General features: G+C 60.9%; 13 protein-coding genes. 1 reads left to right on the top strand and 12 read right to left on the bottom strand.

Features of this window, described 5'->3' with window-relative positions; genetic code table 11:
• From gltB to IP89_RS18525, 9 genes are all read right to left on the bottom strand, one after another.
• A partial coding sequence (gene gltB / locus IP89_RS18565; protein ID WP_043311155.1) for a glutamate synthase large subunit occupies nt 1-3,461 on the bottom strand: 3,461 nt, incomplete at its 3' end.
• Between the two features lie 247 nt (nt 3,462-3,708).
• Entirely contained in the window at nt 3,709-5,370 is a 1,662-nt protein-coding gene (locus IP89_RS18560) for an AAA family ATPase (protein WP_043311140.1), read from the bottom strand.
• 9 nt (nt 5,371-5,379) lie between these two features.
• Nucleotides 5,380-6,483, bottom strand: coding sequence for a 3-dehydroquinate synthase (aroB, locus tag IP89_RS18555; protein WP_043311154.1), 1,104 nt, complete (start codon nt 6,481-6,483; stop codon nt 5,380-5,382).
• A 49-nt stretch (nt 6,484-6,532) separates the two neighbouring features.
• Complete coding sequence (gene aroK, locus IP89_RS18550; protein WP_043311139.1) at nt 6,533-7,051, bottom strand: shikimate kinase AroK; 519 nt, start codon at nt 7,049-7,051, stop codon at nt 6,533-6,535.
• A 2-nt stretch (nt 7,052-7,053) separates the two neighbouring features.
• Nucleotides 7,054-9,111 (bottom strand): type IV pilus secretin PilQ, encoded by a 2,058-nt coding sequence (gene pilQ, locus IP89_RS18545; RefSeq protein WP_043311138.1) that lies wholly within the window; start codon nt 9,109-9,111, stop codon nt 7,054-7,056.
• Between the two features lie 53 nt (nt 9,112-9,164).
• Nucleotides 9,165-9,692, bottom strand: a complete 528-nt coding sequence (gene pilP / locus IP89_RS23160; protein ID WP_081963302.1) for a type 4a pilus biogenesis lipoprotein PilP — start codon at nt 9,690-9,692, stop codon at nt 9,165-9,167.
• Nucleotides 9,689-10,315, bottom strand: coding sequence for a type 4a pilus biogenesis protein PilO (pilO, locus tag IP89_RS18535; protein WP_043311136.1), 627 nt, complete (start codon nt 10,313-10,315; stop codon nt 9,689-9,691). Before pilO ends, pilP begins: the two co-directional genes overlap by 4 nt.
• Nucleotides 10,312-10,920, bottom strand: a complete 609-nt coding sequence (locus IP89_RS18530; protein ID WP_043311135.1) for a PilN domain-containing protein — start codon at nt 10,918-10,920, stop codon at nt 10,312-10,314. The genes pilO and IP89_RS18530 overlap by 4 nt, the downstream gene beginning before the upstream one ends.
• A complete protein-coding gene (locus IP89_RS18525) occupies nt 10,920-11,984 on the bottom strand; it encodes a pilus assembly protein PilM (RefSeq protein ID WP_043311134.1) in 1,065 nt (354 codons plus the stop codon). The genes IP89_RS18530 and IP89_RS18525 overlap by 1 nt, the downstream gene beginning before the upstream one ends.
• A 184-nt stretch (nt 11,985-12,168) precedes the next feature.
• On the opposite strand from IP89_RS18525, the gene IP89_RS18520 reads away from it, so the two are divergent.
• Nucleotides 12,169-14,583, top strand: coding sequence for a penicillin-binding protein 1A (locus IP89_RS18520; protein WP_371261965.1), 2,415 nt, complete (start codon nt 12,169-12,171; stop codon nt 14,581-14,583).
• Nucleotides 14,584-14,659: 76 nt separating this feature from the next.
• On the opposite strand, the gene IP89_RS18515 is transcribed toward IP89_RS18520, so the two are convergent.
• The 3 genes from IP89_RS18515 to IP89_RS18505 all read right to left on the bottom strand — a co-directional run bounded on the left by IP89_RS18515 (nt 14,660) and on the right by IP89_RS18505 (nt 18,217).
• Nucleotides 14,660-15,928, bottom strand: a complete 1,269-nt coding sequence (locus IP89_RS18515) for a malic enzyme-like NAD(P)-binding protein (protein WP_043311132.1) — start codon at nt 15,926-15,928, stop codon at nt 14,660-14,662.
• An 88-nt stretch (nt 15,929-16,016) separates the two neighbouring features.
• A complete protein-coding gene (locus IP89_RS18510; protein WP_043311153.1) occupies nt 16,017-17,453 on the bottom strand; it encodes a M48 family metalloprotease in 1,437 nt (478 codons plus the stop codon).
• Complete coding sequence (locus IP89_RS18505) at nt 17,453-18,217, bottom strand: thermonuclease family protein (RefSeq protein WP_081963304.1); 765 nt, start codon at nt 18,215-18,217, stop codon at nt 17,453-17,455. The genes IP89_RS18510 and IP89_RS18505 overlap by 1 nt, the downstream gene beginning before the upstream one ends.
• Nucleotides 18,218-18,235: the final 18 nt, after the last annotated feature.

Genomic DNA, 18,235 nt, shown 5'->3' with positions numbered 1-18,235 from the left:
AGCTGGCCCAGCCACTGGCGGGTGTCTTCGGCGACGTAGGTGAAGTAGTTCATCACCATTTCGACAGTGCCGATGAAGTGGTCCTTGCGCAGCTTGTCGTTCTGGGTGGCTACGCCGGTGGCGCAGTTGTTCAGATGGCAGATGCGCAAGTATTTGCAGCCCAAGGCGACCATCGGGCCGGTACCGAAGCCGAAGCTCTCGGCGCCTAGGATGGCGGCCTTGATCACGTCGAGGCCGGTCTTCAGGCCGCCGTCGGTCTGCACGCGGACCTTGCCGCGCAGGTCGTTGCCGCGCAGGGTCTGGTGGGTTTCGGCCAGGCCGAGTTCCCACGGGCTGCCGGCGTACTTGATCGAGGTCAGCGGCGAGGCGCCGGTGCCACCGTCGTAGCCGGAGATGGTGATCAGGTCGGCGTAGGCCTTGGCCACGCCAGCGGCGATGGTGCCGACACCGGCTTCCGCCACCAGCTTGACCGAGACCAGCGCGGCCGGGTTGACCTGCTTGAGGTCGAAGATCAGCTGCGACAGGTCCTCGATCGAGTAGATGTCGTGGTGCGGCGGCGGCGAGATCAGGGTCACGCCAGGCACGGCATAGCGCAGCTTGGCGATCAGGCCGTTGACCTTGCCGCCCGGCAGCTGGCCGCCCTCACCGGGCTTGGCGCCCTGGGCCACCTTGATCTGCAGCACTTCGGCGTTGACCAGGTACTCCGGAGTCACACCGAAGCGGCCGGTCGCAACCTGCTTGATCTTCGAGCTGCGCACGGTGCCATAGCGGGACGGGTCTTCACCGCCCTCACCGGAGTTGGAGCGCGCGCCCAGGCGGTTCATCGCCTCGGCGATGGCCTCGTGGGCCTCCGGCGACAGGGCGCCGAGGGAGATACCGGCGGAGTCGAAGCGCTTCAGCACTTCGTTCAGCGGCTCGACCTCGTCCAGGCTCAGCGGCTGCTCGGCCAGCTTGAGCTGGAACAGGTCGCGCAGCATCGACACCGGGCGCTGGTCGACCAACGCCGCGTACTCCTGGTACTTCTCGTAGCTGCCCTGCTGCACGGCAGCCTGCAGGGTGTTGACCACATCCGGGTTGTAGGCGTGGTACTCGCCGCCGTAGACGAACTTGAGCAGACCGCCCTGCTGGATGGCCTTGCGGTTGTTCCAGGCCTCGAAGGCCAGTAGCTTCTGCTCGCCTTCGATGTCGATGAAACGCGCACCCTGGATACGGCTGGCAACGCCACGGAAGCACACGTCGGTGACTTCGTCGGCCAGGCCGACGGCCTCGAACAGCTGCGCACCACGGTAGGAGGCGATGGTGGAGATGCCCATCTTCGACAGGATCTTCAGCAGGCCCTTGGAGATGCCTTTACGGTAGTACTTGAACACCTCGTAGAGGTCGCCCAGCACTTCGCCAGTGCGGATCAGGTCGCCCAGCACCTCGTAGGCGAGGAACGGGTACACCGCGGAGGCACCGAAGCCCAGCAGCACGGCGAAGTGGTGCGGGTCACGGGCAGTCGCGGTCTCGACCAGGATGTTGCAGTCGCAACGCAGGCCCTTCTCGGTCAGGCGGTGGTGCACGGCGCCGGTCACCAGCGCGGCATGTGCCGGCAGCTTGCCTGGGGCGATGTGACGGTCGGAGAGGACCAGCAGCACCTTGCCGGCGCGCACGGCTTCCTCGGCCTGATCGGCCATGTTGCGTACCGCAGCCTCAAGGCCAACGGACTCGTCGTAGTTCATGTCGATGACATGACGTTCGAAGCCCGGGGTGCTCAGGTTCAGCAGCGCGCGCCATTTGGCCGGGGAGATCACCGGGCTGCTCAGCATGACGCGGCTGGCGTGGGCCGGGGATTCCTCGAAGATGTTGCGCTCGGCGCCCAGGCAGACTTCCAGGGACATGACGATCGACTCGCGCAGCGGGTCGATCGGCGGGTTGGTCACCTGGGCGAACTGCTGGCGGAAGTAGTCGAACGGCGAACGGATACGCTGGCTCAACACCGCCATCGGGGTGTCATCGCCCATCGAACCGACCGCTTCCTGGCCCTGCTCACCGAGCGGACGCAGCACCTGGTCACGCTCCTCGAAGGTGACCTGGAACATCTTCATGTATTGCTTGAGGCGGTCGCTGTCGTAGAACGGCGAGCCGTGGTCGCGGTCCTCCAGGCTAGCCTGGATGCGCACCGCGCCCTGACGCAGCCACTGTTTGTAGGGGTGGCGCGACTTCAGGCGGTTGTCGATGGCGTCGGTGTCCAGCACCTGGCCGGTCTCGGTGTCCACCGCGAGGATCTGGCCCGGGCCGACACGGCCCTTGGCGATCACGTCTTCCGGCTTGTAGTCCCACACGCCGATTTCCGACGCCAGGGTGATGTAGCCGTTCTTGGTGGTGACCCAGCGCGCCGGGCGCAGGCCGTTACGGTCGAGCAGACAGACGGCATGACGACCGTCGGTCAGCACTACGCCGGCAGGACCGTCCCACGGCTCCATGTGCATGGAGTTGTACTCGTAGAACGCACGCAGGTCGGCGTCCATGGTCTCGACGTTCTGCCAGGCCGGCGGAATGATCATGCGCACGCCACGGAACAGGTCGATACCACCGGTGACCATCAGCTCGAGCATGTTGTCCATGCTCGAGGAGTCGGAGCCGACGCGGTTGACCAGCGGGCCCAGCTCTTCCAGATCGGGGATCTGGTCGTTGGCGAACTTCAGGCGGCGGGCCAGGGCCCAGTTGCGGTTGCCGGTGATGGTGTTGATCTCGCCGTTGTGGGCGAGGAAGCGGAACGGCTGCGCCAGCGGCCACTTCGGCAGGGTGTTGGTCGAGAAGCGCTGGTGGAACACGCAGATCGCGGTCTGCAGGCGCTCGTCGCCGAGGTCCGGATAGAACTGCTGCAGGTCCGCCGGCATCATCAGGCCTTTATAGATGATGGTCTTCGGCGAGAAGCTGCAGATGTAGTGGTCGGTGTCGGCGGCGTTGGCTACCGAGGAGCGACGGCGGGCGCTGAACAGCTTGATGGCGAACTGCTGGTCATCCAGGCCTTCACCACCGATGAACACCTGCTCGATCTGCGGCAGGCGCTCCAGGGCCAGGCGGCCGAGCACGCTGGTGTCGATCGGCACCTTGCGCCAGCCGATCAGCTGCAGGCCGGCGGCCTCGATCTCGCGGTTCATGTTGGCGCGGGCGGCCTCGGCCTTGGCCGAGTCCTGATTGAAGAAGACCATGCCCACCGCGTATTGCTGCGGCAGGTCACTGCCGAACTGCTCCTTGGCGACTGCGCGCAGGAACAGATCGGGCTTCTGGATCAGCAGACCACAACCGTCACCGGTCTTACCGTCGGCGTTGATACCACCGCGGTGGGTCATACAGGTCAGGGCTTCAATCGCAGTATTCAGCAAATGATGGCTCGCCTCGCCCTGCATATGGGCGATCAAACCGAAGCCGCAGTTATCCTTGAACTGATCAGGATGGTATAGACCTGCTTTCATAGACACTCTCACCAGGCTGCCTCTAATGGGCAAATTGCTTTCTAATTCATCGACCTAGCTGCCGACCGCGCAGGGAAACACCCCAGCTTGGCGCAGGCAAAGGGGGGTCATTGTACATAGCCACCTAGGTCGTCACAAATCTTCGATGACGACCTGATGAAACCTTCTGTCGCTTGCGCGAAAGGCGATGACCGAAAGGCCGTGCTAGCACCAATCGGTCATCAAATGAAAGGCAATTCACGGGCCATCAGCGAGCCCGCACTGCCTCCTGCTGGATGCTGGCGAAGCTGCGCGGCCAGGGCTTGCCGGCCTGCACGCTGGCCGGCAGCGATTTGATCGCGGCCTGCGCCGCCGCACGGCTGGAGAACTGCCCGTAGGTCACCACGTAGAGTGCCTGCCCTTGGTGCAGTTTCTTGAAATAGCGGTACTCGCCGCCATTCTTGCCGACGAAGGCCTTGGCACTGCTCTCCGAGCGGGTGCCCAGGATTTGCAGGGCATAGTTGCCGGCCGGACGGCTGGCATACCACTCTGCCCCCGGCGCCGGTGCCGCACTGGCAACGGCCGGCGCCGCACTAGCCGCAGGCGCAGCTGGCTTGGCAGGAGCCGGCTTCGGCGCCTGAGCAACGGGGGCCTGAGTCGGCTTGGCGCTCACGACAGGCGCAGGCTTCGCTGGAGTCGGAGTCGGAGTCGGAGTCGGAGTCGGAGTCGGCACGATTGGCTGAGCGGCCGGACCGCTGGCAACGGTCGGCACCACCGGCACCGCGACAGGCACCGGAGTCACTACCGGCGCTGGAGGCATAGCAGCCGATGCCGGCGCTTGCGTGCTAGCGGAACCAGCCTCGTCAGCCTCATCCATACCAGAGGCCTGGGCCAGCGGCTCACGAATCACCGGCTGAGCCTCGCCCACCAGCGGCAACGGCAACGGCTGGCTGGCACCACTGAACTCGACCGCCGCCCCTGACGCCGGAGCTGCCGGCTTGCCCGCTTCAACAGCAGCGGGAGCTGCGCCTTGCGGTACCAGCTCGATCGGCGCCTCGGTGACCATTGGAGGAGTACTCTCGGTCCGCCCCTGCATCAGCCAAGCCGCACCCAGTGCGAGCGCGACCACACCCACGGCCAGCAAATGCTTCTTCGGCAGACCACCGCCTGCGCGCCCAGCACCAGCAGCACGGCTGGCCAGCATGGCCTCGACAAGGGTCTCGCGTGCAGCCTGGTTGATCGGGCCCGGCCAGCCACCCGAGTTCAGGTGAATATCGACGACCTGATCATCGCTGAGCACATCGATGCCCTGCCCAGCACCATCCAGGCGCTGCGCCAGATACTCGCGAGTCTCGTCCTCGCTATACGGCAGCAGCTCGATGGCATGGAAGCGCTCCTCACCATCGGCCAGCAGCTCAAGCCGCGGCAGAAGCTCGTTCTCGGCAAAAAGAAACACATGCGGACGACCATCCGGATTACCCGCTGCCAGAGTGAACAGCGCATCCAGCGCCGCATCGGCCAACTGCTCGGAATCATCGACCAGCAGGTAGACCTCCTGACCGGTGAGCGCCAGCTGGGCGACCTGCGCGAGGATGCTGCGCACGTCGACCTGCTGCATCCCCAGCCCCTGGGCGACCTGACGCAGAACACCGGCGACATCGCCAGCACCGCGCGCGGAGACCACAACCGAGTGCACGGACTGCTTGTTGGTACTCGCCACCAGCGCCTGACGCAGCAACGTCTTGCCGCTACCGCGCGGCCCGGTCACTACCAGCAGTAGCTGGCTGTAGCGCGCAAGGTGATGGAGCTGGCCCAACACCGGTTTGCGCTGGGCCGGATAGAAACGAAAACCAGGGACCCGAGCGGCAAAAGGGTCGTGACTGAACTGGTAGTGCGCGAGGAAGGCCTCGTCGGCGTGCAAACTGCTCATGTAGCTCTCTTATTCTCCAAGCTGAGCCAGCAGCGCGCGATAGTCGGCGCGCAAGGTGGCATCCAGGACTTCCCGCGGGAAATCATCGGTAATCACTGCCTCGCCGAGGCTGCGTAACAGCACTAGGCGCAGACGGCCATCGAGCACCTTCTTGTCGACCGCCATGTGCTCGAGAAAATCCTCAGGCTGCATCTCGGCCGGCGGCACCACCGGCAGGCCCGCGCGCAGCAACAGGCGCATACCGCGATCACGATCCGCGGCGGAAATCCAGCCAAGCCGCGACGACATCTCCAGCGCCATGACGGTACCGGCGGCTACCGCCTCACCATGCAGCCACTCGCCATAGCCCATGTGCGTCTCGATGGCATGGCCAAAGGTATGCCCCAGGTTGAGAATCGCGCGCAGGCCCGACTCACGCTCGTCCACCCCCACCACACGAGCCTTGGCCGCACAGGAGCGCTCGATAGCCTCGATCAATGCAGCAGGCTGCAGCTGACGTAGGCTCTCGATGTTCTCTTCCAGCCAACCCAGGAACTGCAGATCACAGATCAGCCCGTACTTGATCACCTCAGCCAACCCGGCCGACAACTCCTTGGCAGGAAGCGTACCGAGCACGGAGGTATCAATGATGACCGCATTGGGCTGATAGAAAGCCCCAACCATGTTCTTGCCGAGCGGATGGTTGATGCCAGTTTTCCCCCCTACGGAGGAGTCCACCTGCGATAGCAAGGTAGTCGGAACCTGAATGAAGTCGACACCGCGCTGGTAGCATGCCGCGGCAAAGCCAGCCATGTCGCCAATCACCCCGCCGCCCAAGGCGACAACGGTGGTCTTGCGATCATGGCGAGCCTGAAGCAGGCCGTCGAAAATCAGCTGCAGAGTTTCCCAGGTCTTGAAGACCTCGCCATCCGGAAGAATCACGGTAGCAATGTCCTGACCAGCCAAAGACTGCTTCAGCGCATCCAGGTAAAGGGGGGCAACAGTCTCATTGGTGACTATCGCCACCTGCCGACCGGCGAGATGAGGCTTGAACAGATCGGGGCGAGCGAGCAACCCCTCTCCTATGTAGATGGGATAGCTGCGTTCGCCTAGATCGACGGTAAGAGTCTGCATGAAGCCCCCGAGTAGAAAGGGCATAGGATAACGCAGATGGAAGCGCTCTTTAACGGGGAGGCAGAGCCCTGAGACGCTCGATGATTTCCTGAACCACCATACGCGGCGGGCGCTCATCGGTTTCGATGATCACATCGGCGATCTCTCGATAGAGCGGATCACGGATATCCATCAGATTGCGCAATACCTTGCCAGGCTCGGCATTACGCAGCAGCGGCCGATTACGATCCCGCGATGTGCGCTCCAACTGCTGCTCGACGGAGGCATGCAGGTAGACAACCCACCCACCAGCACGCAGCGCCTGCCGGTTCTCAGGACGCAGAACCACACCTCCACCGGTAGCGATCACCACACCTTCGAGCTCACAGAGCTCCACGACCATCAATTGCTCGCGCTCGCGGAAACCCTGCTCGCCCTCCACATCAAAGATCCAAGGGATATCGGCACCGGTACGATGCTCAATTTCCTTGTCCGAATCCTTGAACTGCAGTTTCAGCTCTTTCGACAACAACCGCCCGATGGTGCTCTTACCTGCCCCCATCGGGCCTACCAATACTACGTTCTGCACTATCAGTTGCTTACCGCAATGGCCTGGTTATTCATGATGCGAGGAGTCAGGAACACCAGCAACTCAGCCTTGGAATCCTGCACCACATCACGGCGGAAGAGGCGACCGATATAGGGGATATCGCCCAAAAGCGGCACCTTATCCACAGCTTTAGACTGCGTATTGCTAAAGATTCCACCAATTACGATGGTCTCGCCGTCAGTTACCAGAACCTTCGCATTAACCTCATTGGTCTGGATGGACGGAGTGCCGTCTACCTGATTGGCAAAGTCAGCCGCATCCTTATTGACCTTGACCTCCATGATTACACGGTTATCAGGAGTGATCTGCGGAGTCACCTCAAGGGACAGGTTCGCCTCTGCGAATGCTACCGAGGTAGCACCACTAGAAGATGCCTCTTGGTACGGAATTTTCGTACCTTTGAGGATTTTTGCGGTTTCCTTATCAGAGGTCACCACTTTCGGCTGAGAGATGATTTCACCGTTACCGGTTTTCTCCATCGCCGACAACTCAAGATCCAGCAAGGTGTTATCAGTAATAAAGCCCAAGTTCAAACCAGAAGTGCGTCCAGCAGCACCCATATCAACGAAAGTACCACCTTGGAACTCCAAGGGATCAGTATCTTTCTCAACGCTATTGGTGCCGCCAACCACCCAGTTATTATCACCGAGTCCCACACCGCGCCACTCGACACCAAGCTCCTTATCAAAGTCGACATTGGCCTCTACGATGCGCGCCTCGACCATTACCTGCCGAACGGGGATATCAAGCTGAGTCACAATTCTGCGCAGCTCATCCAAACGCTCCTGAGTCAGATACGCGATGATGCTATTGGTGCGGTCATCAAAAATAACCTTCCCACGCATATCTTTGTCTAGAGTTCCATCCTTACCAGCGTCCTCAAAGAGCTTGGCGATATCCGAAGCCTTTGCGTAGTTCAACTGCACTACCTCCCGGCGCAGGGGAGCCAACTCAGCCAACTGCTGCTTCGCCTCAAGCTCTTGGCGCTCACGAGCCGCAATCTCATCAGCAGGGGCCACCAGAAGAACATTACCAACCTGGCGCTTATCCAGACCACGAGTTTTTAGCACGAGATCTAGAGCCTGATCCCAAGGTACATTTTGCAGACGCAAGGTAATATTGCCCTGCACAGTATCACTAGCAACCAAGTTCAAGTTAGTAAAGTCTGCAATCAACTGCAGTACTGAGCGAACGTCGATGTCCTGAAAATTGAGAGACAGTTTCTCACCGGAATAAGCAAAGCTCTCGGACTTACGCTTCTCAACATCCTCAGGGCTTAGCGGTTTGATGCTAACCGTAAGCTTGTTATCCGTTTGAAATGCGAGATAGTCGTAGAGCCCTGTTGGCTCAATGCTGATACTGACTTTATCTCCTTGTACCGCGGAGTTAACAAACTGCACAGGAGTAGCAAAGTCCTTCACGTCAAGTCGTGCGCGAAGGCTTTCCGGCAATTGAGTCTTAGGAAATTCGACACGAATTTTCCCGCCCTGCTCCTGAATGTCCGGACTCACACTAGGATCAGAAAGTTCTACTACAACATTTCCTTCACCAGCAGTGCCGCGCTGAAAGTCGATCGAGCGAATCGAGCGCCCAGCCGCCACCATCGGAGTGGGCTTAGCAACAGGGGCAGATACAGCCGGAGCGGATGCAGTTGCTGCAGAAGAGTCTCCAACCACAACAATTACGCTGTTACCCTCGCTACGAGTGCTATACGGAGCCAAGGTAGAAAGATTGATGATCAACCGAGTCCGATTCTGCGCCTCCACAACGGTAACGCTACGAGCATTCCCAACACCAAGCTCTTTATTTTTTGCACCCAGATGGCTAGACACACCCGGCAAATCAAGAGCAATGCGTGCTGGCTGCTCAATGGTATAGCCGCGAGGAGCAGCAACCGGCTCATCAAAGCTTAGCCGCAACTCCACCTTGTCTCCCGGAAGTGCTGCGACATCCAACTTTTGCAGATTGGCCGCCAGCAGACTTGGAGCGAAACCGGCCAGCAGCAATGAAACGCCCAAGCGAGAAAAGGCCTTATTCATGGAAAGCTTCCGTTTAGCAGAACTGTAGTTATTTTTCATAATCGACCCCGCCACTATGAGCGACTTTTTAGGGAGATGCTGCGTGGGCGCTCCAGCCAACCACCCTCTCCATCCGGGACAATCTCGATGACGTCAATTTGAGCCTCATCTACAGCCACAATGCGCCCGTGATTACGCCCCAGATAGTCACCCACCTTAACTCGGTGAACCCCTCCAGCCCCATTAACGAGACCATATACACCCGAATCGTTCTGAAGAGTACCGACCATCTCAAAGACCTCGATATTAAAGCCTTCAAGAAACTGCTTTACACGAGTCTCATCAGGCTTGATATCTTTCGAGCCCTTGCTCCGACTAGCCAGCTCAACTTTAACCGGAGGCTGGAAGGGATTGCGCAGAGAAGCCGCACTATAAGTAAATGGCTCATACGGCAGAAATTTGGGCAGAGGCTCGATACTACCTTTCGGCCTTGCGCGCACATCATCCATATACTGCCGCAGATCCGAGAAGTCACCCTCGCCGAAGCACCCAGAAATAAGAAGAGCGCACAACATCACACCTACGCCACGGGCATAAATCATTTCTTCAGCCCCCCCTCGTTATAGCGATAGGTTTTTGCGAGCACACTCATTGCTAGGCGCGACGTAGAATCGCCATCTTTCGATAACTTAATATCAAAATCATGCAGAGTTACGATTCGAGGCAAACTAGCCACGGCACTGACAAAAGTTGCCAAATCATGATAGGAGCCAACAACCGATATCTGGATTGGCAGCTCAATATAAAACTGCTGAACACTTTCAGGCTGGAGCTTAATTTCCTCAAACTCCAAACCGCTTTCCAAGCCCGTCCTAGTGATATCCTCTAGCAGACCCGGGACTTCAGTATCGCTTGGCAGCTGCCGCAACAACATACCAAAGGACTCCTCCATCTCCTTCATTTGAACGCGATATGCATCCAAATTCGCAGCCTGGGAAGCTTTATCAGAGAATTCCCTCTTCAACTGCTCTTCTTGAGCCTGATACCCTTGCAACTGCCCCTGCAAGTCCTGCAAGTAAAAGTAATACCCAAGACCAAGCCCCAGAACAAACAAGATAAAACAAGTCACAACCCTAATTGGCAGCGGCCAAGATCCGAGATTATTTACATCAAGCTCGGAAAGATCCACCTTCCGCAACGATTCAACTGCGCCCGAGAGACTCATATTCTTTTACCCGAATTTGCTTGAGTCGAATCCCCACCGGCCGCTCCATCTTCAGCCACACCTGGTCGAGTTTGCTCTACTGTCAGCTTGAATATGTTGGCCTGATCCACCTCGCCAGCGGTTATTGCCTTGACCTCGGTCAAATTTGGCGACTTGAGCCACTCCGAAGCATCCAGATTACGCATCAAGCTGGAAACACGGTTATTGGACTCAGCACTACCAACAATCGAAATCAATGCACCCTTGCGATTTAACTCAGTAAAGAAGACACCATCCGGCAGCGTCCTCACCAACTGGTCAAATATATGCCCAATAATCGGCCGATTACCCTGCAAATCCTGAATAATCTTCATGCGTTCGAGAAGCTGAGCACGCCTCTCTCTTAGATCCTTGATCTCCGCAATACGAGCATCGAGAGCAGCAATTTCTCTTTTCACATAGTCATTACGGGCGTTCTGCTGCTCGATTGCAGAGTTAAGGTACTGTCCGCCTAAAAAGACCAGCCCACCCGCAACTAAGAGAACGCCCCCCATTGCTGCGACGAATCGCTGTTTACGCTCTTCACGAAGCTGCTCACGCCAAGGTAATAAGTTGATCCGCGCCATTAGTCGAAACTCCTCATCGCCAGGCCGCAGGCAATCATCAAAGACGGCGCATCGCTAGCCAGCGCGCCGGCATTGACTTTGCCTCCCAGAGCCATGTCGGCGAACGGGTTAGCAACCAGAGTAGGAGTGCCGATCTTTTGCTGGATCAGGCGATCCAGATCAGGAATGGATGCCGTACCACCAGCCAGGAGGATGTAATCCACATCATTGAACTGGCCGGCAGCAAAGAAGAACTGCAACGAGCGGGAGACTTGCTGAACCACAGCCTCCTTGAACGGCTGCAGCACTTCGCTTTCGTAATCATCCGGCAAGCCGCCTTGCTTCTTGGCAAGACCAGCCTCTTCGACCGAGAGCCCATAGCGGCGCTGAATTTCTTCCGTCAGCTGACGACCACCGAAGAGCTGCTCGCGGGTATAGATGGTGCGTCCGTGATGCAGAACGCTCAGAGTGGTCATGGTGGCACCGATGTCAACAACAGCGACAGTCAGCTCATCAATGTTGCCACCCAGTTGCGACTCGAGCAAGCCGTAGGCGCGCTCCAGCGCGTATGCCTCAACATCGACAACCTTCGCAGTCAGACCAGAAAGCCCGAGGGCTGCTTCGCGCACCTCGACGTTCTCTTTCCGGCAGGCCGCCAACAGCACTTCGACCCTTTCAGGGTTGCGCGCGGACACGCCCTGAACCTCGAAATCGATGGCAACTTCTTCTAGGGGATATGGAATGTACTGGTCGGCTTCGATCTTCAGCTGGTTTTCCAGCTCGTCGTCGTTGAGCCCAGCTTCCATCTCGATGGTCTTGGTGATCACCGCAGAGCCAGCCACAGCAACGGCGGCAGTACGCACACCGGTCTTGGCCTTGCTCAGAACGCGAGAAAGGGCCTGTCCGACCCCTTCCAGCTCCGCGATGTTCTTCTCGACTACAGCATTTGGGGGGAGCGGCTCGACGGCGTAGGCCTCTACCTTGTAGCGGCTTCCCGAGCGACTCAATTCAAGGAGCTTCACCGAGGTCGAACTGATGTCGATCCCCAGAAGCGTGTTCGCTTTCTTATTGAAGAGCCCTAGCACGACCGATTTCCTATCTGCATCCGAGACTTACGGACTATTTATGTTTTTCCACATTAAATAACAGTCTTGACAGAAGCGCAAATGGCTCCCCTGCAAAAAAACCGCTTATAATGTGAACAGTTTTCCCCTTTTCGCACCGCGCAACACTTAACCCATTCTTTTATCTGGAATTCCAAGAACCTTGATGCGTTTGCTGAAGTTTTTCTGGTGGTCTTGCGTTGCCGCTTTTTGCGGGTTAGTGCTCAGTTTCAGTGGGGCCTTTCTCTATCTTAGTCCTGGCTTGCCTTCCGTCGAATCGCTGCGCAGCATCCAGCTGCAGATACCGCTGCGGGTGTACAGCACCGACGGCAAGCTGATCGCCGAATTCGGCGAGATGCGCCGCTCGCCGATACGTTTCGACGACATCCCTCAAGACTTCATCCGCGCCCTTCTGGCGGCCGAGGATGACAATTTCGCCAACCATTATGGCGTCGACTTCACTAGCCTGATGCGCGCTGCTACGCAGTTATTGGCCAGCGGCCACATCCAGACCGGGGGAAGTACGATCACCATGCAGGTGGCGAAGAACTTCTTCCTCACCAACGAGCGCAGCTTCTCGCGCAAGATCAATGAAATCCTGCTTGCGTTACAGATTGAGCGCGAGCTGAGCAAGAACGAGATCCTCGAGCTCTATGTCAACAAGATCTACCTGGGCAATCGCGCCTACGGCGTCGAGGCTGCCGCCCAGGTCTACTACGGCAAGTCCATCCGCGACCTGAGCCTCGGCCAACTGGCGATGATCGCCGGCCTGCCCAAGGCGCCTTCGCGCTACAACCCGCTGGTCAATCCGCAGCGCAGCAAGGAGCGCCGCGACTGGATTCTCGGCCGCATGCTCAAGCTCGGCGCTATCGACCAAGCGCGCTACCAGGCCGCAATGGACGAGCCCATCGACGCACGCCACCACGTGCAACCCATCGAGCTGAACGCCCCCTATATCGCTGAGATGGCCCGCGCCGAAATGGTCGGTCGCTACGGCAGTGATGCTTATACCGAAGGTTTCCGCGTCACCACGACCGTGCCGTCCTCCCTGCAGGACGCCGCCAATCACTCCCTGCACGACGGCCTGATCGCCTACGACCAGCGCCACGGCTTCCGTGGCCCGGAAACCCGCCTTCCCGGCCTGACCCGCGAGGCCTGGCAGGAGGAGCTGGCCAAGCACAAGAGCATCGGCGGCCTGCAGCCCGCCATCGTCACCCAGGTGGAAAAGAGCGGCATCATGGTCCTGCTGCGCAGCGGCGAAGAGCAGCCGGTGGCCTGGGACAGCATGAAATGGGCCCGCCCCTTCCTCAACACCAACAGCCTGGGGCCGCGCCCGCAATCGCCGGCCGACGTCGCACAGATCGGCGACCTGGTGCGTGTCGAGGCGGACGCCGAGAACGGCGCCCTGCTGTTCCGCCAGATCCCTGCGGCGCAGAGCGCACTGGTCTCGCTCGATCCGCAGAACGGCGCAATCCGGGCCCTGGTCGGCGGCTTCTCGTTCGAGCAGAGCAACTACAACCGCGCCGCCCAGGCTAAGCGCCAGCCGGGTTCCAGCTTCAAACCCTTCATTTATAGCGCAGCACTCGATGCCGGCTTCACCGCCTCCAGCCTGGTCAACGATGCCCCTATCGTGTTCCAGGAAGCCGGCATGGAAGAAGCCTGGCGACCGAAGAACGACAACAACACCTTCCTCGGCCCGATCCGTCTGCGCGAGGCGCTGTACAAGTCGCGCAACCTGGTGTCGATCCGCCTGCTGCAGACCATCGGCATCGACTACACCCTCGACTACATCAGCACCTTCGGCTTCAACCGCCAGGAGCTGCCGCGCAACCTGTCCCTGGCCCTTGGCACCGCCGGCCTGACGCCGCTGGAGATCGCTGGTGGCTGGAGCGCCTTCGCCAACGGCGGACGCAAGATCCAGCCGTATCTGATCGAGCGCATCGACAGCCGTGACGGCAAGCCGCTGTTCATCGCCAACCCGCCGCGCACGCCGGAAAGCGCGCAGCTGGTCGAGGAGCAGAATGCCGCCCTGCTGATCGAGGAGCCCAATGCCGAGACGCAGCAGCCGGTGCTGGCCGAGCAGATCATCGACGAGCGCACCGCCTACATCATGACCAGCATGCTGCAGGACGTGATCAAGCGCGGCACCGGCCGCCGCGCGCTGTCCATGGGCCGTGGCGACCTGGCCGGCAAGACCGGCACCACCAACGAGTCCAAGGACAGCTGGTTCTCTGGCTACAACGCCGACTACATGACCACCGTCTGGGTCGGCTTCGACCAGCCGGAGAGTCTTGGCCGCCATGAATACGGCGGCACCGTGGCCCTGCCGATCTGGATGAGCTACATGGGCGAAGCGCTGAAGGACAAGCCGGACCACCTGCCACCAGAACCGGCCGGCCTGCTCAGCCTGCGGGTCGACCCGGTGAGCGGCCGCGCCGCTTCCCCCGGCACGCCGGACGCCTACTTTGAGCTGTTCAAGAGCGAAGACTCGCCACCACCGATGAGCGAACTCGACCCCGCCCTGGGCATCCCCGGCAGCCCACTGCCCGGTGACGAGGCCGCGCCGATCGATCTGTTCTGATCGGCGCATCGCTCGCTCATAAAGCAGCGCCCATAAAAAAGCCCCGCATCAGCGGGGCTTTTTCATTTCACGGCGATCAGCCGTTGAACACTTCGTCCACCGACTTCAGCGGGTAGTGCTTCGGATAGGGCAGGGTCGCCACGCCGCTCTCGATTGCAGCCTTGGCCACCGCATCGGCAACCACGGTGATCAGACGCGCGTCCATCGGCTTCGGAATGATGTACTCGCGACCGAAGCTCAGCTCGATACCACCGTAGGCATCGCAGACTTCCTGCGGCACCGGCAGTTTAGCCAGCTCACGCAGGGCGTTGGCGGCGGCGATCTTCATTTCCTCGTTGATGCGGGTGGCGCGTACGTCCAGGGCACCGCGGAAGATGAAGGGGAAGCCGAGCACGTTGTTGACCTGGTTCGGGTAGTCGGAACGACCGGTGGCCATGATCACGTCGCTGCGAGTGGCATGGGCCAGCTCCGGCTTGATCTCCGGGTCCGGGTTGGAGCAGGCGAACACGATCGGGTTCGGCGCCATGCGCTGCAGGTCTTCCGCGCTCAGCAGGTTGGCACCGGACAGGCCGACGAACACGTCAGCGCCTTCCAGGGCATCGGCCAGGCTGCGCTTGTCGGTAGCGTGGGCGAACACCGCCTTGTACTGATTGAGGTCGTCACGACCGGCGTGGATCACGCCTTTGCGGTCGAGCATGTAGATGTTCTCGACCTGGGCGCCCATGCTCACCAGCAGCTTCATGCAGGAGATGGCGGCAGCACCGGCGCCAAGGCAGACGATCTTGGCATCAGCCAGGGTCTTGCCGGCGATTTCCAGAGCGTTGAGCATGCCGGCCGCGGTCACGATGGCGGTGCCGTGCTGGTCATCGTGGAACACCGGGATGTCGCATTGTTCGATCAGCGCGCGCTCGATCTCGAAGCACTCGGGCGCTTTGATGTCTTCCAGGTTGATACCGCCGAAGGTGATAGAGATGCGCTTGACGGTGTCGATGAAGGCCTGCGGGCTCTCGGAGTCGACTTCGATGTCGAACACGTCGATGCCGGCGAAGCGCTTGAACAGCACGCCCTTGCCTTCCATGACCGGCTTGGAGGCCAGCGGGCCGAGGTTGCCCAGGCCGAGGATAGCGGTGCCATCGGAAATCACTGCGACCAGGTTGCCCTTGCCGGTGTAGCGATAGGCCAGTTCGGCGTCGCGGGCGATCTCGCGTACCGGCTCTGCCACACCCGGGCTGTAGGCCAGGGACAGGTCACGGGCGGTGACGGTGGGCTTGGTCAGTTCGACGCTGAGTTTGCCCGGACGGGGCTGAGCGTGATACTCGAGAGCGGCAGTTTTCAGATCAGACATTTCGGCTATTTCCGCTTTGCATTGACAGGCAGGCGGCCGAGCATACGCAAAGTGCTCAAGGCCCACAAGATCGGGGGCTCGCGCTGTTTCAGCGAACCACCTTGAGCCAATCGCCAGGTTGTGGCTGGCCGGTCGGATAAAGACCATTGAGCAGGCGCAAGCGCTTCAGCTTGTCGCCCTCACCACCCATTTGCCGGCTCAGCTCCTCCAGGCTCTGCCCGACCTTGAGCTGCACCAGGTGCAGACGCCAGGGCTCGCCTTGCTGCCGCTCGGCGGCCTGCAGCGGACGGAAACTGCGTACCACCTCGAGGAACTGCTCATCGGCCGTCTCCAGCGAGGCGCGACCTTTGACCGCACCGACGAAGAGGAAGGCCTCGCGATCACGCACGATCACTGCCACCCGCTTGGCGCCATTGCCCTGCAGTACGCCGGTGGTCACATCCAGACCGTTCTGCTTGAAGCTCTGCTCGCCAGTCAGGCCGCGGCCACCGGTGCGCTCACGGATGAACGACTGCGAGTCGGTCTTTTCCTTCAGCCCCTGCATGCTCATGACCAGGAAGGCCTGCTCGTCGCCGCTGTGGACGATTACCGCATCGGGCCGGTTGATCAGCTCCCAGCCCTGCGGGAAGGCCAAGGTGAAATCCAGACCGACATGGTAGAAGCGCTGGCCGCGGCGCACGCCGGCCTCGGCCGAGTCGCCGAACGGCATGCCGTCGATCATCTTCAGGTAGGTTTCGCGGCCCACCTCGCCCTTACCGCTGACCAGCGGACTGGCCGAGGCCACCACCTGGCGCAGGCGGGTGTCGTTGTCCGGGTGAGTATCGAACAGACCGTGGTAGCCGGCCGGTGCCGCTTCCTGGCCCTTGGCCTGCGCCTCGTCGCGAGCAAAGTCCTCCTGGCTCTTGAGCACCTTGACCACTTCGATCATCGCCTGCGGGTCGTAGCCGCTGCGGGCCAAATATTGAGCGCCGAAGCCGTCGGCCTCCAGCTCCATGTCGCGACCATAGCCACGCACGAAGGCGGTACCCAGCGCATTGGTCACGTCGCCGGCGGCGCCGACGCCAGTACCGATGGCCACCGCCTGGCCGAGGATGCCCCAGGCCGTGGACTGGCTCTGCTGGCGCACGCTGTGGCGGGCGGTGACGTGGCCGACCTCGTGGCCGAGCACGGCGGCCAGCTCCGCCTCGGAGCCCAGGTAGGCCATCAGCCCACGATGGATGTAGATGTGCCCGCCGGGAATGGCGAAGGCGTTGATGTCCGGCGAGTCGATGACGGTGAAGCGATAGTCGAGGTTGCCGCGGTGGCTGTTGCGTGCGACCCGCTCGCCGACCCGCTGCACATAGGCCTGCAGCCTCTCGTCGGCGTAGCGCGGGTATTGCTTGGCGATCTCCTCGGCATAGTTGCGCCCCAGGTCGATCTCCTGCTCCTCGCTCATCATCACGAAGTCGGTCTTGCCGGTGGCCGGATTGACCGCGCAACCGACGAGCTGGAACAGCAGGGGCAACAGCAGGAACAGACGCAGCATCATGGCAACACCTCGAGCATGGCCGCATGAGTCAACGGCAGCATCCAGCGGGCCTGTTCCGCTTGTACGCCGCCGCGCCTGGAGCGGTCAATCACCCAGCCGCGCGCCTCGACCTCATGCCCGGCCAGGCGCTGCAGGGCGGCCACATCGAAGTGGCGCAGCAGCTTGGGTTCGACGCGCAACACCAGCGGGCCGTCCATTTCGATCCACAGACCACCGCGATTGCGCTGCACGCGCTCGACCTTGCCACGAATCAGGGCGAAGCCGCCGCTGCGCAGATCGAAGGGCGTGACAACCTCATCGCGCTGCCAGAGGCCGAGATGACGCTGGCGTGCGACGGCCTCCGCTTCGCGCTGGCAACTCTCCAGCCCCGTGGCCGGCTCGAAGGCCACCCGATAGCCCAGGCCCTCGGCCAGCAGCTGCGCTTCCAGATTGCCACCGACACGGTCGTAGGCATGCGCCAGGGTGCGGCCGTAGTGATCGCGCGCCTTGACGCCGACACGCAGACCCACGCGACCCTCATTGGCCGCCACCAGCGCTTGCAGGCGCCGGGTCGCCGCCTCGGCGAAGGGTTCGGCCGGGCGCCCGTCGCGCGCCCGCTCCGGCGCGTTGATGCCGATCAGCCGTACGCTGCGACCATCGGCCAGGCGCAGGGTATCGCCGTCCACCACCTTGGCCACGCGCTGTGGCGCCAGGTCGTCGACCCGCGGGCAGAAGGCCTGGACCGGGGAAACCAGGCAAACAGAAACGAAAAAGGCGCCCACCAGGGACGCCTTTTTCAG

The sequence above is a fragment of the Pseudomonas sp. ML96 genome (genome assembly GCF_000761545.1).
GTDB lineage: Bacteria > Pseudomonadota > Gammaproteobacteria > Pseudomonadales > Pseudomonadaceae > Aquipseudomonas.
This window is presented reverse-complemented; position numbering and strand designations above follow the sequence as displayed.

Coding starts and splice junctions, on each gene's coding strand:
- pilQ (WP_043311138.1), bottom strand. CDS start 9,111: ATGAATAAGGCCTTTTCTCGCTTGGGCGTTTCATTGCTGCTGGCCGGT.
- pilP (WP_081963302.1), bottom strand. CDS start 9,692: ATGATTTATGCCCGTGGCGTAGGTGTGATGTTGTGCGCTCTTCTTATT.
- IP89_RS18530 (WP_043311135.1), bottom strand. CDS start 10,920: ATGGCGCGGATCAACTTATTACCTTGGCGTGAGCAGCTTCGTGAAGAG.
- pilO (WP_043311136.1), bottom strand. CDS start 10,315: ATGAGTCTCTCGGGCGCAGTTGAATCGTTGCGGAAGGTGGATCTTTCC.
- IP89_RS18510 (WP_043311153.1), bottom strand. CDS start 17,453: ATGCTGCGTCTGTTCCTGCTGTTGCCCCTGCTGTTCCAGCTCGTCGGT.
- IP89_RS18515 (WP_043311132.1), bottom strand. CDS start 15,928: ATGTCTGATCTGAAAACTGCCGCTCTCGAGTATCACGCTCAGCCCCGT.
- IP89_RS18560 (WP_043311140.1), bottom strand. CDS start 5,370: ATGAGCAGTTTGCACGCCGACGAGGCCTTCCTCGCGCACTACCAGTTC.
- aroB (WP_043311154.1), bottom strand. CDS start 6,483: ATGCAGACTCTTACCGTCGATCTAGGCGAACGCAGCTATCCCATCTAC.
- IP89_RS18520 (WP_371261965.1), top strand. CDS start 12,169: ATGCGTTTGCTGAAGTTTTTCTGGTGGTCTTGCGTTGCCGCTTTTTGC.